The organism is Thiorhodococcus minor, assembly GCF_010820565.1.
Taxonomy (GTDB): domain Bacteria; phylum Pseudomonadota; class Gammaproteobacteria; order Chromatiales; family Chromatiaceae; genus Thiorhodococcus; species Thiorhodococcus minor.
Genome location: NZ_JAAIJQ010000066.1, coordinates 1 through 24,434, shown reverse-complemented (window position 1 = coordinate 24,434; position 24,434 = coordinate 1). Strand labels below are relative to the sequence as shown.

Genomic DNA, 24,434 nt, shown 5'->3' with positions numbered 1-24,434 from the left:
GGGTGAGGCGGGCGGAGTGGAGATCCGGCGGCTCAGTCAGGCGACGCGTCTGAGCGCCGCCTTGCGGCGGCGAGCTGGTCTCGGCGCCTGTCGAGCTGGCTCGTGGAGCCTGCGCCCAGGCCTCAGGACGGCTGGGACTTGCGTTTGTGGCCCGCCTTCTCCAGCTCGTCCAAGTATTCCTTCCAGAGGTGCTCCTGCTCGGTACCCAGCTTATGGAGGTACTCCCAGGAATAGATGCCGGTGTTGTGCTCGTCGTCGAAGTGGAGGCACACGGCATAGTTGCCGACGGGCTCGATCTTGTCGATCCCGACCTCTTCCTTGCCGACTTGCAGGACGCGCTGACCCGGACCGTGGCCTTGGACCTCGGCGGAGGGCGAGTAGACGCGCAGGTATTCGCAGGGCAGCGTGAAGCGGGTGCCGTCGTCGTAGGCGACTTCGAGCACGCGCGATTGACGATGGAGGTTGAGCTCTGTGGGTACTGGCATGGGTTCGGTTGTCGGTTGTCGGTTGTCGGAAGGATGGCGCATCGCGATGTTGGGTGACAGGCATGGCGGCTTCGCCGCCACGCGCTCATCCGTCTAGAGGATGTAGCGAGACAGGTCCTCGTCGGCCGCCAGCCCGGACACGTTCTGGTCGACATAGGCGGCGTTGACGGTCACGGTGACGCGGTCGAGGTCCGAGGCGTTGTATGACACATCTTCCAGCAGGCGCTCCATGACGGTGTGCAATCGGCGCGCACCAATGTTTTCCGTCTTCTCGTTCACCTGCCAGGCGATCTCGGCGATGCGCCGGATGCCGTCCTCGGTGAGCTCCAGGCCTACGCCCTCGGTGCCCAGCAGCGCCTTGTACTGATCCGTCAGCGAGGCGTCTGGCTCTGTGAGGATGCGCACGAAATCCTCGGTGGTCAGCGCCTTGAGCTCGACGCGGATGGGCAGCCGGCCCTGCAGCTCCGGGATGAGGTCGGACGGCTTGGAGAGGTGGAAGGCGCCAGAGGCGATGAAGAGGATGTGATCCGTCCGCACCGCGCCATGCTTGGTGGAGACCGTGCTGCCCTCGACCAGCGGCAGGAGGTCGCGCTGCACGCCCTCGCGGGAGACGTCGACGCCGCTGGAGCCCTCGCCGCGCTTGGCGACCTTGTCCAGCTCATCGATGAAGACGATGCCGTTCTGCTCGACGTTCTCCACGGCCAGCAGCTTCATCTCCTCGTCGTTGACCCGCTTTGCCGCTTCCTCGTCCTTAAGCAGCTTGCGCGCGTCCCGGATCTTGAGCTTGCGGCGCTTCATGCGGCCTTGGCCAAGGTTCTGGAAGAGTCCCTGCAGCTGGTTGGACATCTCTTCCATGCCGGGCGGCGCCATGATCTCCACGCCGAGCGGGGAGGCCGAGACCTGGATCTCGATCTCCCGGTCGTCCAGCTCCCCGGCTCTCAGCTTGGCGCGGAATTTCTCGCGCGTCCCGGAGCCGACCTTCGTGCTGCCTTCTTCCTCGAAGCTCGAGGGCGAGGGGAGCAGGGCCTCGAGGATGCGATCCTCGGCGGCGGCCTCCGCCTGGTCGGCCAGCTTGGCCATCTCCTGCTCGCGCGCCATCTTGACGCCGATGTCGGCGAGGTCGCGAATGATGGATTCAACGTCGCGCCCGACGTAGCCGACCTCGGTGAACTTGGTCGCCTCCACCTTGAGGAAGGGGGCGTTGGCCAGACGCGCCAGGCGCCGCGCGATCTCGGTCTTGCCGACGCCGGTCGGACCGATCATGAGGATGTTCTTGGGTGTGATCTCCGAGCGCATTGGCTCCTCGATCTGTGCTCGTCGCCAGCGGTTGCGCAGCGCGATGGCGACGGCGCGCTTGGCATCGTCTTGGCCGACGATGTGCTTGTCGAGCTCTGCCACGATGCGTTGGGGGGTGATTTCAGTCATTGGACTGTCCGTCGGATGGGCCGCGGTGCGAGCGCGGCACTGAAGGCTTAAAGGTGTAGCTGCGGGTGATGGGCTGCGGTCGCAAGCTGGGATGGCGCCGTTTGGCGTCAGTCCTCCGCGTCCAGCTGCTCGATCACAAGATTGTGGTTGGTGTAGACGCAGATGTCGGCGGCGATGTGAAGGCTCTTCTCGACGATCTCACGCGCGCTCAGCTCGGTATTCTCGAACAGGGCGCGCGCGGCCGATAGCGCGAAGGAGCCGCCGGAGCCGATCGCCATGATGTCCTGCTCCGGCTCCACGACGTCTCCGGTTCCAGAGATCATCAGCGAGGTCTTGGCATCGGCGATGCACAGGAGTGCCTCGAGTCGGCGTAGCATGCGGTCGGTCCGCCAATCCTTGGCCAGCTCCACCGCCGAGCGTGTCAAATGCCCCTGGTGCTTCTCCAGCTTGCCCTCGAAGCGCTCGAAGAGCGTGAAGGCATCCGCGGTCGCCCCGGCGAAGCCCGCCAGCACTTGTCCCTTATAGAGGCGCCGCACCTTGCGCGCATTGCCTTTCATCACCGTGGGGCCGAGTGAGACCTGGCCGTCGCCGCCGATCACGACCTTGTCGCCGCGTCGGACCGAGAGGATTGTGGTGCCGCGAAAGTTTTCCATGGTCGATCTTGTTGCGATTGGATGTGCGGCTAGTCTACTCGATCCAATCGAGTGGGTTCTCGTCCGGGGCGGGCTTGAGCCCCGGTTGCTCGATGAAGAGGCGGTGCCAGATGGCGAGCTGCATGAGCCCGAACAGCTCCCGGCCGCCGCCCTGGCCCCGCTGTCTGGCGGCAATCAGGTCTGGGATGGCATCGGCGTGAAACCAGCCTCGAATGCCGCGATTGCGCATGAGCCGTTGGCCGACCTGGTCCGCGATCTCGCCGCGCAGCCAGTCGCCCACCGGCACGTGGAAGCCCCGCTTGGGGCGGTCGAGGTGTCCGGGTGGAAGGCGCGGCTCGGCCCAGCGCTTGAGCAGCCACTTGCCGCGATGTCGCCGGACCTTGAGATCATCCGGCAGCGAGAGGCCGAATTCGACGATCCTGTGGTCGAGAAAGGGCACCCGGCCCTCAAGGCCGAAGCCCATGAGCATGCGGTCGGTCTTGACGAGCAGGTTGTCCGGCAGCGCGGTCACCAGGTCGGTGTATTGACGGCGCTGCATGTCGGACCAGCTTGCGGGCGTCGCGCCCCAGGCGCGCAGCACCGGCTGCCGATCCGCATTTGCCGCGGCTCGCAGGTCCGGACCCAGCAGGCGCCTCAGCCATCGTGCGCCCCATTGTCCGCGCGTGCGGAAGCCGCCGCTCCCGGGATGGATCAGCGCCTTCACCCAACGCTCGGCGGGGCGCGGATGATAGCGCCCATAACCCGCGAAGACCTCGTCCCCGCCCTCGCCCGAGAAGACGACCTTCAGCTCGGCCCCAGCGGTCTCCGCAAGCAGCGAGGTGGGCAGACAGGCGTAGTCTCGCATCAGCTCGTCGGCGCACCAGATGCTGTGCGGGATGCGGCCGAAGACCTGGTCGAGGCTCAGCTCGAGCGGGGTGTGATCCAGGCCGAAGTGCCGGGCGACGCGCGCGGCCTCGTCCAGCTCGTGGGTCATGGCCGTGCCCTTGTAGCCCACTGAGAAGCTCTTGATGCGTCCGGCGCCGTGGGCGTGGAGCATGGCGGCCAAAACCGCCGAATCCACTCCGCCCGAGAGGAAGAGACCGAAGGGGACATCGGCGCGCATGTGCTCGCGCATGGCGGTATTCATGAGCCCATCCAGCTCGGCCTGCGCCTCGTCGACGGCGACCTCTCTGGGCGTGACCGTCAGTGCCGACCAGTAGCAGTGCCGCTGGATCCTCAGGGCCCCGTCGATGATCAATGCCTCGCCCGCGGGCACACGTCTGACCCCGGCGATCAGTGTGTCCTCGCCGCTCGCGAACTGGTTCTGGAGAAACTGCCGCAATGCCCGAGGCAGGATCTCCGGCCGTTGGGGTAGGATGGCGAGGAGCGCCTTGATCTCCGAGGCGAAGGCGATGCGGTCGGCGAGGCGGGTATAGAAGAGCGGTTTGATGCCGAGCCGATCGCGGCCGAGGATCAGGGTCCCGCGCCGCGCGTCGTGCAGTGCGAAGGCATACATGCCGCGCAGCAGCGGCAAGCTGTCGAGTCCGTGGACGGCATAGGCGTTGAGGATGGTCTCGGAGTCCGATTGCGTTCGCGCCTCACGTCCGTGCTGGCGCAACGCGGCGTTCAGCTCGACATAGTTGTAGACCTCGCCATTGGCCGCCAAGGCGAGCTGGCCGTCTTCGGCGACCATGGGCTGATGCCCGGTTGCGAGGCCGATGATGGAGAGGCGCGTCTGTGCGAGACCGACAGGCCCAGAGCAGTGGATACCCTGATCGTCAGGGCCTCTGTGCCCGAGCTGAGCGGACATCCGCTGCAACAGCTCGGGCTCGGGGCGCAGCCCTGAGCGCATGATGAATCCTGCGATGCCGCACATGATGAGCTCGGTGGTCAGATGTTAGGCGATTGCCGGAGATTCTTATACCAGATGGCGCCGGATTGAGGTCCGCCTTCAAGGAGCGCCGACAGGAGCATCGCTGGGCGATGTGACTGGCGGGGCGACACAGAAGGCGGGCGTCAAGACAAGCCAGATGCTATGGGAATTGACAGAAATCGCCTTAGCTGTGGGTGCCTTGAGCGGCTGGTCTCACTGGACGTCGCGTAGGACCTTGCCCTCGTCCGTCTGCAGCTGGAGCTCGGGCGCGTCCGGCGGCTTGGGGTAGACGCGGATATCGCCGCTCGCCGTGTGGACCTCCAGGCGATCCCAATCTTCTGGGGTCACGCCGACCACCAGCGAGGTGTCCTTCTCGGTGAAGATCCCGCTATGGGCCAGGCTGAAGCTGAGAACGCCGTTGCGTGCCTCCAGGCGATGCCCGACGCGCGTGCCCGGCAGCCCGAAGCCGCGCCCCTTCAGCAAGACGAGCGCGGATCGCTCGGGATACCTGTGCCAGGCAATGGTGACCTGAGCCGTGTCCGCAGCCAGGCGGAGGGTGCGCGGCGGTGGTTGGTACTTCGCCTGAACGATGTCCAGCGACAGATTCTGATGGACGGGCGTGGCCAGGAGCATACCGAAGATCAGGATGCCGGCCGCGACGCCATAGCCGGCGGCCAGCGCCACCGGATGCCGAATTGGTCGAGGCTCGACGGGCGGGGAGCGCTCCAGCGCAGCCTCGCGCTGGGGAACGCGCAAGACGCCATAGTAGAGCAGCAAGGCGAGTGCGTAGACGATCACGGCCGACCAGATGACGTCCGACAAGAAGTGATCTCCGGCCGTCATTCGCCCGATGCCGAGCAGGGTCCCCAGGGCGATCGAGCCCAGGAGCGCGAGATAGGCGAGGGCCGGGCGCCGTCGCAGCCAGACCAGAAAGAAGGCGCCGAGCATGAAGCCGGCCGAGCTGTGTCCGCTGGGAAATGACTTCCCCTTGCCGGATTCGCCCACCATGAGAGGCGGCAGATAGGCCTGGGTCCCGCCCAGCTCGACCGTCTGATGGGGGCGGGGACGTCCCCAGTGGTCCTTCAGAAGGGCGTTGACCATCAGCCCTGGACCCAGAACGGCGGTTGCCAGCACGAAGACGGCATGGATGCGTACGCGTCTGAAGCTTGGCCAGAGGCTGCCCGCGCCGAGCACGGCCAGGCTGCTGATCGTGACGAGCCCGATCAGCAGGGGGGCCGCCTGATAGAAGAGGAGCCACAAGGGCCTGCGCGACTCGGGCCAGGGATCGGCGGCGTCGGGATGGTAGAAGATCGAGGCTGCCTGGGTGTCTAGGTCGGATAGCCAGAACGGCAGTGTGCCGACGACGGCGAGCAGCGCGACGACAGCGAGCTGGGTGAGCCAGGACGGGCGGGCGGCTGAGATGCTTTGCAACGTTGGACCGAGGAGCTAGGGCGGAGCGCAGAAGCGCTGAGCCTATCGGCTCTCTTGGGGAATCTCAATGCAGCTGGCTCGCCGCGGCCGTGATCGGGGCGGGATCTGACCCCTGGCTTCCCGGTCGGTCCTGCCGTCCGGCGGCGATCAGGAGCGGCCGCCTGCCTTGAGGTACCCCTAGTCGGCAGATCGTTTTTCAAGGCCTCGGGGTGGCCGATATCGCGAACCCTGTCACGATTGGCGCCCGTCGATGCCCTTACCATCGCCGCAAGCTGTAACCTCGATTCTGATCGTGACGCGCGCTCGTCCGATCCCGATCTCGAACAAGTGAGAGCTCGTTGGCAAACAAGTGCCGCGCCGATCCCTAAACTGGAGATGTGGCAGGCTCCGCTTCGCAAGCTCGGTCGCGATCCATGCGCCGGGAGCTTCCGTCGTGCCGCTCCGCGCTTGCGTCGAGTCGAGCCGAAGATGACCCTAAGGGGACGCGGCGCGTCTCGCTCACCAGTATTCGATCATGGCCGACCACAACATCTCCAATGTCGTTCCCTTCGGGGGTAGAGAGAGCAACTTGACCACGGCGATGCTCGAGGACGCGGTTGCCATACTCTCGGTCTGTCGCGATCGTTTGGTCGACCGGCTGAGCGCGGTCTTCACGCGTGAGGTCGGACGGGCGAACGACGAATTCCTAGCCATGGCAGACCGGGCGACCAGCCTGGAGCAGCAGCAAATCTGCTTCGCTGCGACACAAGTGCTCTCCAATCGTGCGCCCCAGCTGCTGCAGCAGTTTCAGGCGAGCGTCGCGCGTGAGTTCGAATCCGTCCTCAAGGGCGCGGACGGCGCTCGGGCCCAGGGGATGCAGCTGCCCGCCGAGCTGAGCCTGGTCGAGGACGAGGACCTGGAGCAAGACCTCGCCATCACCAAGCTGACCACGCGGGCGGCCTTCAACTGCTCCCAGCAGCTGGTCGCGCTGGATCGGCGGATCGCCGCCCTGCTCAAGGTGCAGCGGGTCACCCAGGACGACAATCCCCTGCACCCAGGTCTCGTCTACAAGGCCGTGCTGCAGGCGCTCACCAGCATGGATCTCGTGCCGAGCGTGGCCTTGGCGCTGCTGCACTCCTTCGAGCGCCACACGGGGGGCGAGCTTCCGGCCATCTATGCCGACATCAACCGCTATCTCGCCGAGACCGGCATTCTCCCCAACATCTCGCTCAAGACGCCGCAGGAGCAGCAAGGCCAGCAGGGTGGCGGGGCCATGGGGGGCGGCTACGCGGCTGCCGGTTTTGCCCCTCAGGCGCAGCCGAGTGGCGGGATGCCCGGATACGGCGCGGCCGGTAGCGGCGGCATGCCCGCTCAAGGCGGTGGGCAGGACATCTTCAGTCAGCTGCTGAGCGCCATTCAGTCGATGCATGGCGGTCAAGGGGCACAAGGTGGCATGGCTGCCCCAGGCGCGGGCGGCTGGATGCCCGGCGGCGGCATGGCTGCGGGATCTGGTGGTGCCGGGGCGCAGTCCTTCAGCAGCAGCCAGCTCGTCGAGGCCCTGGGCAATCTCCAGCGCGGCCCCGTCGACCCCGGCCAGATGCCGGGGCTGGGCTCGGTCCAGATCGATCCCTTCGCCGGCAATGCGCTGCAGCAGCTGCGGGCGACGCCCATGGCGAGCTGGTCGCATCCCATGGACGCCATGACCATGGACATCGTGAGCATGCTCTTCGATGCCATGTTCAACGACCCGGACCTGCCGGCGAGCGTGCGCGCGGAGATCGCCAAGCTGCAGATCCCGGTGCTCAAGGTCGCCTTGCTCGATAAGCAGTTCTTTTCCGACCGCGGCCATCCCGCTAGGCGCTTGCTCGACGCCATCGCTCATGCGGGCATTGGTCGCGGCGATAAGGACGAGCCGAGGCTATTGGGGACGATTCGCTCCGTGGTCGAGACGATCCTCAAGGGCTTCGATTCCGATGTCAAAGTCTTCGAGAGTCAGCTCGGGGTGCTCGATGGCTTCCTCCAAGCGGAAGAGGCTGCCGCCAAGAGCAAGGCCGACAATATGGCCGATGAGCTCGAGGCGCGCGAGCGCAAGGAAATGGCGGCTGGCCGTGTCGCGACCGAGGTCGATCTGCGCCTCAATCGGCGCAACCTGCCGCCATTGCTCGCGGATTTCATCACGCGCCACTGGCGGCTGGTGCTGGTGGAGGCATTCGTCCGGGCCGGCGAGTCCGGCGGGGCCTGGAAGGAGACACAGCGGCTGATGGACGAGCTGATCTGGAGCGTGGAGCCCAAGTCCGGCTCGCAGAACCGCGACCGTTTGGTGGTCATGCTGCCGGCGATGCTCAAGGGACTGCGCGAGGGCCTAGGGCGGGTCGGTCTTCAGGGCGCCTGGGACGGTTTCTTCAGCGAGCTCATCCAGCTGCATGTGGCGGCCTTGCACAAGGACGCCCCGCCGCAGCTCTATCCGCAGGGGCCGCGCAGCACCACCACAGAGCCAGCGTCGCAGCCAGTCAGCCCGACGCAGCCGGTGTCCGCGTCGGTCGCAGATCCGCTGTCCAGCCTCGACGACGAGTCGGCCGAGGAGTCGGAGGATCTCTCCGCCCTGCTGCCCGAGCCACCGAGCCAGCCGGCTGCGACGCCGGAAGACGAATACATGAGTCTGGTTCAGAAGCTGGAGGTCGGTGCCTGGGTCGAGTTCAACAGCGAGCGCGGGACGCGCAATACGCTCCGCCTCAACTGGGTGAGCGAGTTCAGGCGTGTCTTCCTCTTTACCAATCGCCAGGGCGAGAACGCCATGACCCTGGCTGCGGGGAGCCTGGCCGATCACTTGCGCAGGGGCAGGGCGCGGCTGCTGAGCCAGAATCCCCTTACGGACCGGGCGGTCGCTCAGGTCTTGGAGAAGGTGTCGCCTGCAGCGCCAGGGTCAAGCGGGGGATCTCGTCCTCCAGGCTATGCCTGGGAATGAAGCCCAGCTCGCGCCTCAGCTTGTCCGATGAGAGCCAGGCGTCTCCAGTCAGCTTGCCGAGGCCTTCCAGGGTGAGCGGCATCCGGCGCCCGAGCAGGCGCTCGGCCAGCGAGCCGATGCCGGCGGCCAGTTGGAGCAGGCTCAAGGGTAGGGTCCAATCTGGAGTCTTCCTCCCCAGGGCGTCTTGGACGCGCTCGTAGATCCAACGCGTGGAATAGCCCCGCCCGTCCGTCACGCAATAGACCTGTCCGTCGCTCTTCGGGCTCCGCGCGATGAGGAGCGCCGCGGCGATGGCGTCGTCCACATGGATCGCCGAGCGGTGGTTCTCGATTCTGGGCCAGGGCGGGAAGCGTCGGGCGGCGATCGCCTCGATCATGCGCGGGATGTTGCCCGCCTCGCCGATGCCATAGACCATGGGCAGACGCATGACGCTGGCCTTGATGCCCTTGTCTCGGCCCAGCTCCAGCACCGCCTGCTCGGCCGCGAGCTTCGCCCGCCCGTATAGGCTGTCCGGCCGCGGCTCGGTCGACTCGTCCGCCGGCCGCCCGAGGTTGACCGCCCCATCACCCATGGCTTTGATGCTGCTCACATAGACCAGCTGGCGCAGCCGCGCCCCGGCGAGGCGCGCGACCAGATTGCGCGTGCCTTGGGCCGTCACCTCCCAGTGGCCGGGGGCGTTGTAGAGATCCGGCTCCTCGGGACTCGGCGCATAGCTCGCCAGGTGGAAGAGGGTGTCGATCTGGTCCAGGTCCAGGGCGGCGAGCGTGTCGGGCTTGGTCAGGTCCGCTTGCAGGGCCGCGACGCGCCCCGCGGGCCAGAGGTCTGCCGCCGCATCGCGCGAGCGGGTCAGCACGCTCACCGCATGCCCTTGCTGGATCAAGGTGGCAACCAGGCGGCGGCCGACTTGACCGGTCGCTCCGGTGACCAGGACCTTGCCGAGGTCCTGCCCCAAGGCTGCGCTCATCCTGCTGCTTCCCCGTGTCGCTTTCTCCACAGGCCTCGCGCGGCCAGGGACGCTGCCTTGAGCCAGAAGTGCAGCCTGATCCCGACGAGCACGAGCCACCCGAAGGGGCGTGGATAGCGGCGCGCCTGATGCTTGCGGAAGAAGCGCGCCATGCCCTGGTGCTTGTGGCGCTCGACCGCGATGGGCGTGCTGGTGCTGCAGCTCCCCTTGTAGTGGGTCACGCGCGCCTTGGGCACGAGCGCGATCTTCCATCCGGCCTGGTGGAAACGCACGAACCAATCCAGGTCCTCGCAGTGCAGGAAGTAGCCCTCGTCGAGCGGGCCGACCGCGTCGAGGGCGGTGCGGCGCACCATCATGAAGGAGCCGGAGATGGCCTCCACCTCGATGGGACCTTCAGGCAGTGGCGCGCGGTTGTGATTCAGGCGGCGCCCTGCGCTGCCCTGACCCAGCCGGTCCAGGTGCAGGATGCGCTTGAGCGCGATCCAGGGATCCGGAATCGAGCGTCGGCAGGCGACCTGCTCACTGCCATCCGGATCCAGGACCAGGCAGCCGGCCATGCCGACCTCGGGATGCCGCTCCAGGAAGGCTTGGACCAGGCCGAGCGTCTCGGGGGCGACCAGGCAGTCCGGGTTCAGGAATAACAGATAGTCGGCACCTGTTTGCGGGAGCGCCTTGTTGTTCGCCTTGGCGAAGCCGAGGTTGGCGCCGTTCTCGATCACGGCCAGCCGGCTGTCCTCGCTCCAGGCCTGGCGGAGCCTTTCCAGACTTTCGTCCGTGGAGCCGTTGTCGCTGACGATGACCTCGACTGGGATGTCCGAGCCCAGGGCGGCGGTGACGCATTGGCCCAGGAGCGCGCCAGCGTTGTAGTTGACGACGATCACAGAGACACGCGGGGTAAGCCTGGGCGTCATCGGCTTGGCCCCGTGGCCAATGCCTCGTGCAGGGCGCGCTCGGCGGCGGCGAAGCTGAAATGGGCCTCCATCACCTCGAGTCCGCCGCGCGAGAGCCGCTGCCAGAGCGGCGTGTCATCGTAGAGGCGCAGCACGGCCTCTGCGAAGTCCTGGGCCGTCTCGGCGATGAGGACGGACTCGCCATCGACCAGATGCATGCCCTCTACCGCGATCGGCGTGGCGACCACCGGGAGTCCATGGGCCAGGCTCTGGTTGATCTTGCCCTTGACGCCCGCGCCATATCTGAGCGGGGCGACCGAGAGCCTGCAAGCGGCGAAATGGGGCTCGACATCCGGCACATAGCCGAGGATGGCGATGTCGTCTCCCGCGCAATCCAGGATCTCGCTGGGTGGATTCGCGCCGATGACGCGCAGCTTGATGCCGGGGCTGCGGGCGCGGATCCGGGGCATGACCTGGTGACAGAGGAAGAGGACGGCGTCTCTGTTCGGCGGGTGCGCGAAGGCGCCGATGAAGACCAGGTCGTGGCGCTCGCGCATGGGCCGGGCGGAGCCGAAGATCTGGTGGATGTTGGAGACGACGCGCACCTCCACATCCGGCGCCTCCCGCGCGAGGAGGTCGCGCTCCGCCTCGCTCACGACCAACGTCAGGTCTGCCTGCCGCATGAGGTCGAGCTCCTGGCGCTTGCGCACCTCCGCGACCACGCGCATGGCGCGATCGCCCAGCAGCTCCGCCAGACGCTGCTCGCGCAGGAAATGCAGGTCGACAGTGTCGAAGACGATCTTTGCCCGACTGCAATGGCGTCGTGCCGCGGCGATCACCTGCGCGGCCGCGTCCGCGCGGCTCAGCAGGACCAGGTCGTAGCTGCTGCCTTGCGCGGCGAGGTGCCGCTTGATGGAGCGCACATAGGGCCGGTAGAGCACCTCGACGCCAAGCCGCTGTAGATTCGAGACATAGGGCTGGGGCGCCTCGAGGTTGGCCGCGGCGAAGGTGACCTTGTACCCCAGGGACTGCAGGATGCGAAAGAGGTTCAGCATCCGCAGGGAGCCGGATTCCCGGTCGGGGGTCACCATGTAGTTGTCGACGATGAAGGCGCGCCGCTGGACGCGGCGCTCCTTGACCCGCTCGAGGTCCTCGCCCCGGGCGCCGTAGTCTGCCAGCTCATCGCCCCAGCGCCCGCGGAAGCGCGCCTGGTTGATGCGCTGGAAGCGCTTGAGACCAGTCTCCCCGCCCTCGTCGCGGCCGGCCGAAATGCCCTCGAAATGCACGACGACCGAGAGCGGCTGGTAGTAGACCTGATAGCCGGCCGCCCGGACCCGGAAGGCGAGATCCGTGTCTTCGTAATAGGCCGGTGCGAAGGTCGTGTCGAAACCCTTCAGCGCCCTGAAGAGATCGGCCCGGATGGCGAGGGTCGCGCCGGAGCAATAGTCGACGGCGCGTCGATAGCTGTAGTGCGGCTTGTTGGGGTCGTCGAGGTGGCCGTAGTTCCAGGCCGAGCCGTCGCTGAAGAGGATGCCCCCGGCCTCTTGCTGACGGCCGTCCGGGTAGATGAGCCGGCTGCCGACGATGCCGGCGTCCTCGGCTTCTTCGAAGGTTGCGGCCAGGGCATCCAGCCAGCCGGGCTGGACCTGGGTGTCGTTGTTCAGAAAGACGATGAGCTCGCCTCGGGCGAGCGCGGCGCCCTGGTTGCAGGAGCCGACGAAGCCGAGATTCTCGCGATTGCGCACGAGCCGGACACCCGGGTAGCCCGCTAGCCGCTCCGCCGAGCCGTCGCTCGAGCAATCATCGACCACGATGACCTCGAAGTCGATGGCGGCACCGGCCTGGGTGAGCGCGCAGAGGCAATGGTGGGTGTAGGCGAACTGATTGAAGACAGGGATGACGACCGAGGCCTTGGGCGCCTCGGGCTGGGGCAGGGCGACTGGCTCGAAGGGCTCCTCGAGCCTGAGCAGGCTGGGCGGCCCTTTGACGGCCAGCGGCGTGGTCTGGAGTCGCCGCTTGAGCTTGCGGGCCAGGACGCCCGCACCCTCCGTCCTCAGGACGTGGAGCACCCGCGGGAGGTAACGGACGACGATCTCGACGAGATTGGCGCCTTGAGCGCGTGCGATCGCCATTCGGCCTCACCCTGTCCTTGATGGCATCCTGGTCGAGAGCAGTGAGACGGCGGCAATCACCAGGCGATCGCGGCCTCGGACAAGTCCCTGAGCATCTCGGCGACCTTCTTCATCGCTGGGCTGGATGCCTGCTCTTGCGCCGGGATTTCACGGTGTGCGACATAGGTCGTGCCGGGCTCGCCCGCCTTTGCGTAGATGCTGATGATGAAGGGGCAATTGACGATGCGCTCCGGGTGCTCGATCGTCATTTCGTGAGAGAGTAGCGCGCTGCAGAACTGGATTGACTTGGCCTGGGTGTAGGCTGGCGCGCCGAGCTCGAGATCTTCGCCCGTTCGCTTCAGCATCCCGCCCATATCCATGATCTCGTTGATGTAGAGGCCACGCTCATGGATGGCGGCCTTCAGCCCTTCCATGACGTCCTCGAAGGCGCCGTCCGTGGTGTGGACGACGTAGCCTGGCTCGGCGGCGCCTGCCGGTCGAATGAGTGCGCTGACCAGCGCCAGGGTGAGCAGGGCGCGAGTGAGCTGCATCATGGCTTCTTCCCTCTAAGTAAAGGTGAGGCTCGGGCAGTGGTCGGCGCCCAAGGCTGCCTTCGGTCAGGGGCGCGGCCGCGCCGAAGGGATCGCGGAATGGTATCAGGAGCGGGCGCTCACGGCGATTCCATGCCCGGAGCCGATCGCTGATGGGATGTCCTCGGAAGAGGAGCAGTATGAAAAACCCCGCGCTGTGGCGGGGCTGCGGGTCGCGATGACCGGAACGGAGCCGTCGGCTCTCTAGCCACCAGCGGTCCAGTCTGCCCCGATCAGCGCGTTGGCCATCGCTCGGGATATCTTGGATTTCCCCGGCGGGTGAAGGCCTCGGGCATCGATCAAGGCTTGTCAGAACGACTGACGGACGCAGGTCGCTAGCTGCTCCTCCCGCGTCTGCGGTTTCGGTGCGAATCAGTACTGATTCATGGGGCGAAACGCGGGTGCCGAGGGCCAGTCATTCGAAGCCGGGGGGCGCTGCTGGCTCTGCTGTCTCGCCTCCAGCTCTTCGATGCGCCGCTTGAGCGCCTCGACTTCGGAGCTGCTGCTCGAGGGTGCTTGGGGTGCTGCCTGAGGTGTCGCGGGAGCGCCGCCGTAGCCAGGTGCACCATAGCCGGCCGGCGGCATCCCGAAGCCCGGCGCGCCATAGGGCATGCCATAAGGCGAGCCATAGGCGCCGGGGTAGCCGTATCCGCCGCCATAGGGTCCGCCCCAGTAGGGCTCGTCATAGCGATCGTCGTAGCGGTCGTTGCTGCCCCCCATCCATCGGCTCGGGTTCATCATGTTGCCGAAGTTGAAGGCTTGGCTAACCGGGGCAAAGGCCATCAAGGTGGCGGCCGTCGTCAGGGTCAGAACGGAAAGGGCTTTATAAGGCTTTAAAGACACTGCCTCAGATCCTCCAAAGTATGGTGCTCGTTATTTCCGAGTCTTTCTATGTAGACGCTGGGCAACGATTTGTCTATCGGCCCAGCCGTGTATCTCGATTCTGGGTGGCGTTGCTCGGGCGCTGTTCCAAGGGCGAAGCCGCGCCAGCGTCTTTGGCACCCCGGGCAGGCTGGTCTGGCGTCAGACGCAGGTATGGCCGCCCGAGATCATCGCTCTACTTCAGGCTGTGCGGCAGGTCCGCTCCATGCGCTCGCTCCCTGCTCAGCCGTGGCTGCGGGCCTGGTGATGCCCAGCCTCATGGTGGTGATGGTGTCCCGAGGCGTCTTGGGATGCGTGCAGACGCTCGCCGTCCTTCTGGACGTTCGGCCGGATGGTGCGGCCGAGCTCGAGGCGCGCGCGCTGGGCGTGCAGCTCGTCCTGCAGCCATTGAATCCAAGCCGATAGATCGCCGGAAGCGCGTGTCGAGACGGCCTCGAAGGGAGCGGTGCTGGCCAGGTCGCGCAGGTAGCGCTCGGCCTGCTCGGGCTGGAACTCAGGCATGTGGGGAAGCAGGTCGGTCTTGGTGCAGAGCACCAGGTCCGCGGCCCTGAACATGACTGGGTACTTCGCGGGCTTGTCGTCGCCCTCGGGCACGGATAGCAGGGTCACGTTGCGGTGCTGGCCGAGGTCGAAGCTGGCGGGACAGACGAGATTGCCCACGTTCTCGATGAAGAGGATGTCGACATTACTGAGGTCCAGGCGGTGCAGCGCGTCGTGGACCAGATGGGCATCAAGGTGGCAGGCGCTGCCGGTCGCGATCTGGACCGCCTGTACGCCCTTGGCGCGGATGCGCTCGGCGTCGTTCTCGGTCTCCAGATCGCCCTCGATCACGGCGATGCCCAGATGCTGGCCAATCGCCTCGATGGTTGCCTCGAGCAGGCTGGTCTTGCCGGCCCCGGGGGACGACATGAGATTGAGGGCCAGGACCCCGCGACGGTCGAAGTGCTCGCGGTTATGGGCGGCCTGATGGTCGTTTTCGGACAGGAGTCCCTTGAGCACGGTAACGGCTGCACGACCATCCTCGGTCTTGGCGTGCTTGCCCTCGCCACGGACGAGGTGCTCGTTACCAGGTGTGATATTGCAGCCGCAGGTGTCGCACATAGTGGCATCTCCCAGCGAAAACGGCAGTGTACGTCATCATATCGCCGAGGTTTAGCATTTCTGTCATCTCGCGCGACTCTGCGGCCGCCGCATCGCGTCGCGCGCCGATCGGAGTCCGGGGTAGGCGTCGGTCGGCGCCCGCGGATGCGGTGCTTCGCCAGGTGCTCGGAAGATGCGGCCTGTCGTCAGTCGTCGGGAATGGTGAGCTCGAGGTTGGCCAGCAGCATCTCGTCGCCGCTGACCAGACGGGTCTTGAAGCTGCCGCAACTGCCGCATAGCAGACGGTTGGGCTGGGCGTCCGTCTCCGCGCCGCAGTCGAGGCAGTGCACCCGCACCTCGGCCGGCTCGATCACCAGCTCGGCGGCCTCGGCGATGGTGCCGGTCGCGGCCAGCGGATAGGCATGCTTCAGTAGGCTCGGCTCGACGCCGGATAGAGGGCCGACCTTGAGCAAGATGCGGTCGACCCGCGTTGCCCTGTGGTCCTTGGCGACGCGCTCGACTTGATCGAGCAGCGCCTGACAGAGTGACAGCTCATGCATCAGACGGGCTCCTTGGGCTGGATGTCGGGCGAGAGGCCGAGCGCGGCCGCCAGCGCCTGGAGCATCCCGGACGCTCGCGCAGGCCGCGCCTGGGATTGGCTCCGGCTTGGCCTTCATGCTGGTGCGATGCGGTCGGGATGCACATGGCGCGCGCTCCGCTCAGGTTTCCAGATAGGTATAGCCGTAGAGCCCGGCCTTCAGCTCCACGAAGAGGCGCTCGCGGGTGGGCCGATCCAGCCCGGTCGCCTCGAGCTTGCGCCTGTAGTGGGTGAGCAGGGCGCGCGGCTCGAAGTGGACGTAGCTCAGCAGCTCGTCGGTGGTGTCGCCCCGCTCGGCCTCCAGCAGGCGATAGCCGCGCGGGGCGCTCGGGTCCAGCTCTACATTCACGGCATCCGTGTCGCCGAAGAGGTTGTGGATGTCGCCGAGGATCTCCTGATAGGCGCCGACCATGAAGAATCCGAGCAGATAGGACTCGCGGGTGCCGGCATCGGCATGCACCGGCAAGCTGGCCTCGATGCCACCCTCGTCGACATAGTGCGCGATGCAGCCGTCGGAGTCGCAGGTCAGGTCATGCACCACGGCGCGCGCGGTCGGCTTCTCGTCGAGGCGTTGAATGGGCACGATGGGGAAGATCTGGCCTAGTGCCCAGATGTCCGGCAAGGATTGGAAGAGCGAGAAGTTGCAGAACAGCTTGTCCGCCAAGAGGGCATTGACCTCGTCCGCCAGCTCGCGGTGTCGGCGGACGCCTGGGTCCAGCCGCCCCGCGAGGGCGCGGCAGATGGCGAAGAAGAGCTCCTCGGCGCGTGCCCGGCCAGCTAGGTCCAGCTTGTCCTGGGCGAATCGCCCGCGGGCGGCGTCGAGCAGCTCGCGCGAGGCGGCATAGATCTCTTGGGGCGAGCCCTGTCCGGCGATGCGCAGCTGGTGGCTGAGCGCGGTGAGCGTGCCATCCGTCTCGTCAATGCGGGGCTCGACCTCCTGCCCGCCGGCCTGCTCGCGGTCGATGACATTGGCGATGAGGACGGCGTGATGCGCGGTCATGGCCCGCCCGGACTCGCTCAGCAGGTCTGGCTCGGGCAGCCCGTCGCGGCGGCACTCGTCGGCGATGGTGGTCACGATGGCGGAGGCGTAGCCCTCGAGTCCGTAGTTGACCGAGCAGTAATTGCGGGTGCGCGTTCCCTCGTAGTCGACGCCGAGCCCGCCGCCGACATCGATGATGCCGATGGGGGCTCCCAGACGCCGCAGCTCGGCGTAGAAGCGCACCAGCTCGGCGGCCCCGGCGCGGATGTCCTGAAGGCTCGGGATCTGGGAGCCGAGATGGGCGTGCAGCAGGCACAGCCAGTCGAGCCGGCCTGCCTGCGTCAGGGTGCCGACCAGCTGCAGGATTTGATTGGCGGCGAGCCCGAACTTGGCTTTTTCGCCGCCGGAGCTCTGCCAGTTGCCCGCGGCGGCCGCGGCTAGGCGAACGCGCACCCCAAGCAATGGCTCGACGCCCAGCCGCTCGGCCTCCTCCAGGATCAGGGGCACTTCCGACGGCTTCTCGATCACTAGGTAGACGCGCAGCCCGAGCCGGCGGCCGATCAAGGCTAGGCGGATGTACTCGCGATCCTTGTAGCCATTGCAGACGATCAAGCCGCCAGGCGGGGAGAGCGCCAGGACGGCCATCAGCTCCGGCTTGCTGCCCGCTTCCAGACCTGCGTTGCCGGCGTGTAGGATCTCGCGGACCACGCCGGCCTGCTGGTTGACCTTGATGGGATAGACCGGCTGGTAGCGCCCTTGATAGCCGCAATGCGCGCTCGCGTCCGCGAAGGCCTGGTGAAGCGCGCGCACGCGGTGGCGGAGGATGTCGTTGAAGCGAACGAGCACGGGAAGGGAGAGTCCCGCCTCGGCGATCTCCTCCGCCAAGATGGCGAGGTCGATCTCCGTCGCGCGCTTCGGGTCCGGCCGCGCGCAGAGATGGCCCTGCGCATTGATGCCGAAGTAGCCCTCGCCCCAGCGGTCGATGGCATAGATCTCAGTGCAACGTTGGACCGCGGGGCTCATCACGAGGGCCTCCAGGTATGCATATCCGAAGTGGAGTCGGAGGCTGCCCGCCATTCATTCGGGACATCGCGTTGGAGATCGCGGCCATGAGGCCCCGCGCGACGGATAGCGCCAAGGGGCAGCATCATAATGGCCGCCGTCTGATGGAGCCAGCGCGCGACTCCCAATCTCAGGTCTCCAGCCAAAAGGTCACTGGGCCGTCGTTGAGCAGGCCGACCTTCATATCGGCGCCGAAACGCCCGGTCGCGACGCTGGCGTGGGCCATGGCTGCCTGGGCCACCAGATAGTCGAATAGCCGCTTGCCCTCGTCCGGCGGCGCGGCCGACGTGAAGCTGGCGCGTGTGCCCTTCTTGGTATCGGCCGCCAAGGTGAATTGAGGCACCAGCAAGAGCCCCCCTGCGATGTCACGCAGGCTGAGATTCATCCTGTCGTCGGCGTCAGGAAAGACGCGATAGCCGAGCAGGCGCTCGAGCAGCCGGTCGGCGCGCGCCTCCGTGTCGCCCTTTTGCACGCCGACCAGGACCATGAGCCCGCGCTCGATGGCCCCGACGACCTCTCCGTCCACCGCGACCTGCGCCTCGGTTACGCGCTGCAGCAGCCCGATCATCCGAGCGCCTGGGCGAAGCGGTCGGTCGCGGCGACCAGGGCGCGCTGGATGCCGAGCTCGAAGGCCGAGTGTCCGGCGTCTGGGATGACTTGCAGCTCGGCGGTCGGCCAGGCCAGATGGAGCTCCCAGGCCGAGCGCATGGGGCAGATGAGGTCGTAGCGCCCCTGGACGATGATGCCTGGAATAGCGGCCAGGCGGTGGGCGTCGCGCAGCAGCTGGCTGGGTGCGAGGAAGGCCTGATTCATGAAGTAGTGGCATTCGATCCGCGCCAGGCTCAGGGCGACATGGGGATCGGCGAAGTGCGCCTCGACCTGGGGATTGCCGAGCAGGGTCGCCGTGCGCCCCTCCCAAATCGACCAGGCGCGCGCGGCCTCCATGCGTACCTGGGCGTCTTCGCTCGTCAGCCGCTTGTGATAGGCCGAGAGCAAGTCGCCGCGCTCTGTCTCTGGAATGGGGGCGAGATAGTCCTGCCAATGATCCGGATAGACCCAGCTCGCGCCCTCCTGATAGAACCAGCGAATCTCCTCGTCCCGACACAGAAAGATCCCCCGCACCACCAGGGCGGAGACGCGCTCCGGATGCGCCTCCGCGTAGGACAGTGCCAGGGTCGAGCCCCAGGAGCCGCCGAAGACCAGCCAGCGCTCGATGCCGAGCTGCTGGCGGATGAGCTCGATATCCGAGACCAGGTCCCAGGTGGTGTTGGCCGTCAAGGAGGCATGCGGCGTGGAGCGTCCGCAGCCGCGCTGGTCGAAGAGCACGGCGCGATAGCGGGCCGGATCGAAGAAGCGGCGATGCGCCGGCTCGCAGCCCGCGCCCGGCCCGCCGTGCAGGAAGAGCGCGGGGATGCCGTCCGGGCGGCCGCACTCCTCGGCGTGGAGCCGGTGTCCGTTGTCGACGGATATCGCATGGGTTGCGAAGGGCTCGATGGGCGGATAGATGGTCTGATCGTTGCTGTCCATTCTCGCGGCGCTCTGCAAAGGCGTGAGGCGGGTTAGGCCAAAGACCCAAATGCTACTCAAGGCGCGCCCTTGCCGCACCCTCGAGGCGTGAGGGGGATGGCTTGGTGCTCGTCGGGGAAGCCGCAGCTCGAGCCGCAAAGGCGCAAAGGACGCGAGGGAGGACAGAGGAATCGCCGACCCGCGCCTTCGGCCTGCCTGAGGCTGACACCTCTCTCGCGGCCACTAGCGATCGCACGGACGCGAAAAGCCCGAGCCCCTAGGGGCTCGGGCGTGGCGGGTAGGTCCGAAGCCGCTTGGGGCGGCTCAGTTACTGCAGGATCTGGCGCCTAGTTTTGCGGAGTTGAACATCGCCTTGACGTTCAGCGCCTGGGTCATGGTGACGTCACAGGTCGACTCGGTTCCGGCGCAGGCGCCGTCCCAGCCGGCGAAGACCGAGCCCGGGATGGCCGTCGCGGTGAGCGTGACCAGGGTGTCCTTGGCGAACTGGCTGATGCAGTTGCTGCCGCAGTCGATGACGCCCGGGCCGACATCGGACGAAAGATCGTCCCCGGTCACGTATTCCATCCACTCCACATGGGGGGCCAGGCGCGTGTAGACGGTCGGCGCATCAGGTGTCTCGCAGCTGTTGCCCCAGCTGACGATGCCGGCTTGGGTGTAGCCGCCACGGCCATTGTCCACGACGAGGGGAGCGCCATCGTCCTCCTGACAGAGGGTGTCGTCTTCGATCAGGGAGGAGGTGCAAAGCATGTTCCCGGTGATCGAGGTGCTTCCGTAGGCACTGCGGCAGATGTCGGGATCCTCGATCGATGTGTCGACCTTGGAGAGCACGACCGAGCTTTGACCGCAGACGTCGGTATCCGACCAGCCGGTCACCGCGCCCATGATCCCCGGGCAAGCCAAGGTCGGCTCGCGCTCCCAGGTGACTGGGCGAACGGGATGCACATAGACGGGGCTCTTCAGCTCGAGCAGCGCGATGTCATGATCACGGGTGATGGGATCGAACTCAGGGTGCTTCACGATCCGCTTCACCGAGGAGGTCTGTCCGCCGTACTCGAAGTGGTCGGACCCCGTGCGCACCTGGATGTTGGCGGGTGCTACGGTGTTGTAGCGCTCGTCGATGTCGTCGACGATGCAGTGCGCCGCCGTGAGGATCCAGGTCGGGGCGATCACGGATCCGCTGCAGGTCCATTTGCCGTTGATGCGCCAGGTCGTGATCTTGAGCGCCGCCTGCCAGGGCCACTCGGATTGCTCGACCGGCTCGCTGCCGAGCAGCGCCGCCGTCGCGGCCGCGGACGTCTCGGCTGTGTCCGATCCGTCGTCGACCGAGGACCGAACCAGGCCTTCGCCCGTGCCTAGCTTCTGGACCGTCAGCGGCAGCCCGTCTTCATTGGGACTCAGCCATTGCGCGACCTCGTCGAAGTAATTCGCAAAGGCACCATCCATGGTGACGTTGCTGTCGAAGTCGCAGACGTCATCGACGCTATAGCCACACAGCCCAAACAGCTGCCCGACGACGCGCCCATCGCCGAGGATGAGTGGCGCGCCGCTGCTGCCGCCGTCAGTGGCGCCTGCCAGACTGCGGGATACGATGAACCTCCCGCGCGACATGGTCTTGGTGGCGCAGTAGTCGGTCGGGCTCGTGCCCCGGTCGATCCGGTACGCCGAGTAGGTCTGTGGAGAGCCATTCGGATGGCTGATGCGGAAGGCTAGGGTGCCGTCGGCCCCTGCCACGGGGTCGCTCGTCCAACCGAGGTACCAGGCGTCGGCGGGCGGCATCTCGTCGAGCGCGAGCAGGCTGTGATCGTCGACGGCGGAGTGCTGCAGCAGGGTCGCCCCTAGGGTCGAGGCCGTTGCGGGCAGGATCGGGGGGCAGCCCGCGTTGCAGAAGGGCGTCTTGTAATTGAACCAGGTCTCGACCGTGGCCGCGACATCGGGGTCGTTGACGCAGTGGTCGGCGGTCAAGAAGTACGGAATGGTGGTGTCGTCGTCGGTATCGGCGAGCAGGGCACCGGAGCAGATGTAGCCCCAGCCGTCCTCGATGAAGTTGATGTGCGCAACGGCCTTTCTGGCCTTGTCGATCGCGGGCCATTCGCGCTGAGTGTGGCAGGAGCCATCCTGGATGCAGCTTGGGTTGGTCTCACAGAATGCCCGGGAGCCGCCATCGATCAGCATGGCGGCCTCGATCCTGACGCCAGCGTCTTCGGCCGCGTTTGCCGCTGTCTCGATCTCGACATAGACCGACGAGCCGGTGACCGTATTGGTCCAGAAGCGCTCTCCGGAGCCGACGCGGTATTGCGTGGTGTCGCCCGCGTCGTTGAAGACGCTGATGACTGCGTCCGCCGGCAGATTCGTCGGCTTGAGCAAGACGCGAGCGCCGGCTGCCTCTTCGATGTCTAGCTTTGCCGTATAGGTCGTCAGTCCGCTTTCCGCATCTCGATGGACTGTGAGGGCCTCGCCGCCCGTCTCGCCGACGGCGATCGCGGTATCGACACGCTGGAGCAGGCCGATCGTGAGCGGTGCGCCGGACGTCGCCTTGCGATTGCGCTCGGCGATCCTCTCGCGATCGGCCGCGCTGAGCTCGAAGCTCGCTTTGGCTTCGGTTGGGAGATCGGTTCTCTTGTTGCGCAGTGGCGGCAACGTCTCCTGACCCTGGACTTTCTGCTCGTCCACATGCTGCTGCGGATCGACGCTTTCGGCAGAGGCCGTTCCCATGGCCACGAGGAAGATCAGTGGAATCACCCCCCCGCTCAGACGATCTATTTCCATCGTGATGACTCCTTCAAAAGCACCAACTGATTTCTGGTTTTGAGAGAATAATGGACCGGCGTCATCATGACCACCGAGCTGGCGCCCCCAATTGCGCCAAGGCAGGATTCCCTGTTGCCGTTCAAGCCGACCTCATTCGGGCTCGTCTCACGCTTGAGTCGGCCTGGGGCGTGACCTTCGCTGGCTCGTGCGCCGGGAATGACACCCTCGGCACAGTCTAGGCCATTCGTCAAAAAAGCTGAGCCGAGAAATCTCAGGACTGTGATGCAAGCCACTTTAGATGCAGGCCAAACTGACGCACGCGATGCCGACGCCAGCCGCCGCTCCGCGGGCATTCCCTCGAAGCCGAGTCACGCCCGCCTCGATTCGCTCCCTGCCTCGATCAGCCCATCAGAGAGATCGCCCCTAATGAGTCAGATCGCCGATCGCCGGCTCGCCCTATTCGCCTCTTTTTCGGGAGCCGGTGGCGTCGAGCGCATGCTCTTGAATCTTGCGCTGGGCATCGCGGCTCAGGGCGTTCAGATCGATTTGCTCGCCGTCAGAACCGAGAGTCCGCATCTGACCGACTTGCCGGACGGCATCCGCCTCGTGAGATTGACGTCGAAGCACACCCAGCTCGCGATCCCCGAGCTGGCGAGGTATCTGAAAACGCAGCGACCGCCTGCCTTGCTCGCCGCGAAAGATCGCGCGGGTCGAGCGGCGGTGCTCGCCAAGCTGCTTGCCGGCAGCTCGACACGCTTGGCGCTGCGGCTGGGCACCAACCTCTCGGAGGCCATGTCGGAGCGCTCGGTGATGGAGCGCTGGCTGCGCTACCTGCCGATTCGAGGCCTCTACCCGCACATCGACCAGATCATCGCGGTCTCCGCGGGCGTTGCCGCCGACACGGCGCGGATTTCGGGGGTCGAGCCTGCGAAGATCCGCGTCATCCGCAACCCGGTCATCACGCCTGAGCTGCCGGCACTGGCTGCGGCCCCTTGTCCGCATCCCTGGCTGCAGCCAGGACAGCCGCCCGTGCTGATGGGCGCTGGCCGGCTGCAGCGTCAGAAGGACTTCCCGACGCTGATCCGCGCCTTCGCCAAGGTGCGCGAGGTCCGGGATTGCCGGCTCATGATCCTCGGGGAAGGGGCCGGGCGCGAGACACTGGAGCGGCTGATCCGCGAGCTAGGGCTCAGGGACGCGGTCGCCATGCCCGGCTTTCAGGCCAACCCTTACGCCTATCTCGCGCGCGCGGCGGTGTTCGTGCTGTCCTCGGCCTGGGAGGGATCGCCCAATGTCCTCACAGAGGCGATGGCCCTGGGGGTGCCCGTGGTCGCGACAGACTGCCCGAGCGGCCCCTCGGAGATCCTCGATCACGGCCGCTATGGACATTTGGTGCCCGTGGCTGACACGGAATGTATGGCGGATGCCATGCTGAAGACGCTGGAGAGGCCCACTGACGCCGCCGAGCTCAAGTCGGCCGTTGCCGAATACGAGCAGGCTCGCAGCGCGCGCGCTTACCTCGAAGCGCTCGGTTTGTCCGCCTAGGGCGCCGCTTGGAAGCGGCGCGCCACCCATTGTCGTGACTGAGGAGGCTGCCTCGCCTAGGGGCTATCCTTGAGCGGAATGAGGCTGATCCATTGGCTCGCTGCCCCTCCGCTGCTGGTGTTGGCAAGCAGGTTGCTGGAAAGGCGCACAACCAATCACTGAGGTTTTGCCATGGGTCAGCTGTTTCGCGTTTCGGGCTTTCTCGCCTATGTGCTGATGATCTTCCTGAATGCCTTCGTGGATCTGGGGCACAAGATCATCATCCAGAACACCTTGTTCAAGACCTATGACGGCGACACGCAGGTCCTGCTGACCGCGATCGTCAATGCGCTGATCCTCCTGCCGTTCGTCTTGCTCTTTACGCCGTCCGGATTCATCGCGGACCGCTTTCCGAAGAACCGCGTCATGCGCGCCAGTGCCTGGCTGGCCGTCTGCCTGACCCTCTGCATCACGGTCTTCTATTACCTCGGCTGGTTCTGGCCGGCCTTCGCCATGACCTTTCTGCTCGCGGCCCAGAGCGCCTTCTACTCGCCCGCCAAGTACGGCTACATCAAGGAGCTGGTCGGCAAGGAGGCGCTGGGCGCGGCCAATGGCCATATCGTTACCCATAAGTCCCACTCACGGATCGTTGCGCCTCCAAGGCGAGCACAAAGTCGGCTGCGCGCTGCAGA

19 protein-coding genes are annotated in these 24,434 nt (G+C 66.3%); 3 read left to right on the top strand and 16 right to left on the bottom strand.

Going from position 1 to position 24,434, the window contains the following annotated elements:
* Window positions 1-122 precede the first annotated feature (122 nt).
* The 5 genes from G3446_RS18765 to G3446_RS18745 all read right to left on the bottom strand — a co-directional run bounded on the left by G3446_RS18765 (window position 123) and on the right by G3446_RS18745 (window position 5,846).
* The gene (locus tag G3446_RS18765; protein ID WP_164454365.1) at window positions 123-485 is read right to left on the bottom strand and encodes a gamma-butyrobetaine hydroxylase family protein; all 363 of its coding nucleotides are present in this window, start codon (window positions 483-485) and stop codon (window positions 123-125) included.
* 93 nt (window positions 486-578) lie between these two features.
* Window positions 579-1,910, bottom strand: coding sequence for an ATP-dependent protease ATPase subunit HslU (gene hslU / locus G3446_RS18760; protein ID WP_164454364.1), 1,332 nt, complete (start codon window positions 1,908-1,910; stop codon window positions 579-581).
* 107 nt (window positions 1,911-2,017) lie between these two features.
* The gene (gene hslV, locus G3446_RS18755; RefSeq protein ID WP_164454363.1) at window positions 2,018-2,563 is read right to left on the bottom strand and encodes an ATP-dependent protease subunit HslV; all 546 of its coding nucleotides are present in this window, start codon (window positions 2,561-2,563) and stop codon (window positions 2,018-2,020) included.
* A gap of 34 nt (window positions 2,564-2,597) precedes the next feature.
* Window positions 2,598-4,418, bottom strand: a complete 1,821-nt coding sequence (asnB, locus tag G3446_RS18750; protein ID WP_164454362.1) for an asparagine synthase (glutamine-hydrolyzing) — start codon at window positions 4,416-4,418, stop codon at window positions 2,598-2,600.
* Window positions 4,419-4,628: 210 nt separating this feature from the next.
* Complete coding sequence (locus G3446_RS18745) at window positions 4,629-5,846, bottom strand: phosphatase PAP2 family protein (protein ID WP_164454361.1); 1,218 nt, start codon at window positions 5,844-5,846, stop codon at window positions 4,629-4,631.
* 514 nt (window positions 5,847-6,360) lie between these two features.
* Here G3446_RS18745 and G3446_RS18740 point away from each other — a divergent pair.
* On the top strand, window positions 6,361-8,790 hold the full coding sequence (locus G3446_RS18740) for a DUF1631 domain-containing protein (protein WP_167757092.1): 2,430 nt from the start codon (window positions 6,361-6,363) through the stop codon (window positions 8,788-8,790).
* Here the strand turns inward: G3446_RS18740 and G3446_RS18735 are convergent.
* The 11 genes from G3446_RS18735 to G3446_RS18685 form a co-directional block, all read right to left on the bottom strand.
* On the bottom strand, window positions 8,693-9,754 hold the full coding sequence (locus G3446_RS18735; protein ID WP_164454360.1) for an NAD-dependent epimerase/dehydratase family protein: 1,062 nt from the start codon (window positions 9,752-9,754) through the stop codon (window positions 8,693-8,695). The two genes, G3446_RS18740 and G3446_RS18735, sit on opposite strands and share 98 nt — an antisense overlap.
* On the bottom strand, window positions 9,751-10,665 hold the full coding sequence (locus G3446_RS18730; RefSeq protein ID WP_164454359.1) for a glycosyltransferase family 2 protein: 915 nt from the start codon (window positions 10,663-10,665) through the stop codon (window positions 9,751-9,753). The genes G3446_RS18735 and G3446_RS18730 overlap by 4 nt, the downstream gene beginning before the upstream one ends.
* Window positions 10,662-12,776: a glycosyltransferase gene (locus G3446_RS18725; protein WP_164454358.1), complete on the bottom strand. Its 2,115-nt coding sequence runs from the start codon at window positions 12,774-12,776 to the stop codon at window positions 10,662-10,664. The genes G3446_RS18730 and G3446_RS18725 overlap by 4 nt, the downstream gene beginning before the upstream one ends.
* A 56-nt stretch (window positions 12,777-12,832) precedes the next feature.
* Complete coding sequence (locus G3446_RS18720; RefSeq protein ID WP_164454357.1) at window positions 12,833-13,309, bottom strand: DUF302 domain-containing protein; 477 nt, start codon at window positions 13,307-13,309, stop codon at window positions 12,833-12,835.
* 408 nt (window positions 13,310-13,717) lie between these two features.
* Window positions 13,718-14,188 (bottom strand): hypothetical protein, encoded by a 471-nt coding sequence (locus G3446_RS18715; protein WP_164454356.1) that lies wholly within the window; start codon window positions 14,186-14,188, stop codon window positions 13,718-13,720.
* 261 nt (window positions 14,189-14,449) lie between these two features.
* Entirely contained in the window at window positions 14,450-15,328 is an 879-nt protein-coding gene (gene hypB / locus G3446_RS18710; RefSeq protein WP_164454355.1) for a hydrogenase nickel incorporation protein HypB, read from the bottom strand.
* Between the two features lie 185 nt (window positions 15,329-15,513).
* The gene (hypA, locus tag G3446_RS18705) at window positions 15,514-15,867 is read right to left on the bottom strand and encodes a hydrogenase maturation nickel metallochaperone HypA (protein WP_164454354.1); all 354 of its coding nucleotides are present in this window, start codon (window positions 15,865-15,867) and stop codon (window positions 15,514-15,516) included.
* A gap of 159 nt (window positions 15,868-16,026) precedes the next feature.
* A complete protein-coding gene (speA, locus tag G3446_RS18700) occupies window positions 16,027-17,907 on the bottom strand; it encodes a biosynthetic arginine decarboxylase (protein ID WP_164454353.1) in 1,881 nt (626 codons plus the stop codon).
* A 169-nt stretch (window positions 17,908-18,076) separates the two neighbouring features.
* The gene (gene dtd / locus G3446_RS18695) at window positions 18,077-18,514 is read right to left on the bottom strand and encodes a D-aminoacyl-tRNA deacylase (protein WP_164454352.1); all 438 of its coding nucleotides are present in this window, start codon (window positions 18,512-18,514) and stop codon (window positions 18,077-18,079) included.
* Window positions 18,511-19,473: a prolyl aminopeptidase gene (gene pip, locus G3446_RS18690; RefSeq protein ID WP_164454351.1), complete on the bottom strand. Its 963-nt coding sequence runs from the start codon at window positions 19,471-19,473 to the stop codon at window positions 18,511-18,513. Before pip ends, dtd begins: the two co-directional genes overlap by 4 nt.
* Window positions 19,474-19,776: 303 nt before the next feature.
* Window positions 19,777-22,239 (bottom strand): trypsin-like serine protease, encoded by a 2,463-nt coding sequence (locus G3446_RS18685; protein WP_164454350.1) that lies wholly within the window; start codon window positions 22,237-22,239, stop codon window positions 19,777-19,779.
* A 408-nt stretch (window positions 22,240-22,647) separates the two neighbouring features.
* Between G3446_RS18685 and G3446_RS18680 the strand changes: the two genes are divergently transcribed.
* Window positions 22,648-23,763: a glycosyltransferase gene (locus G3446_RS18680; RefSeq protein ID WP_164454349.1), complete on the top strand. Its 1,116-nt coding sequence runs from the start codon at window positions 22,648-22,650 to the stop codon at window positions 23,761-23,763.
* A 171-nt stretch (window positions 23,764-23,934) separates the two neighbouring features.
* The coding region (locus G3446_RS18675; protein WP_245232592.1) for an MFS transporter at window positions 23,935-24,434 on the top strand (500 nt) is incomplete at its 3' end.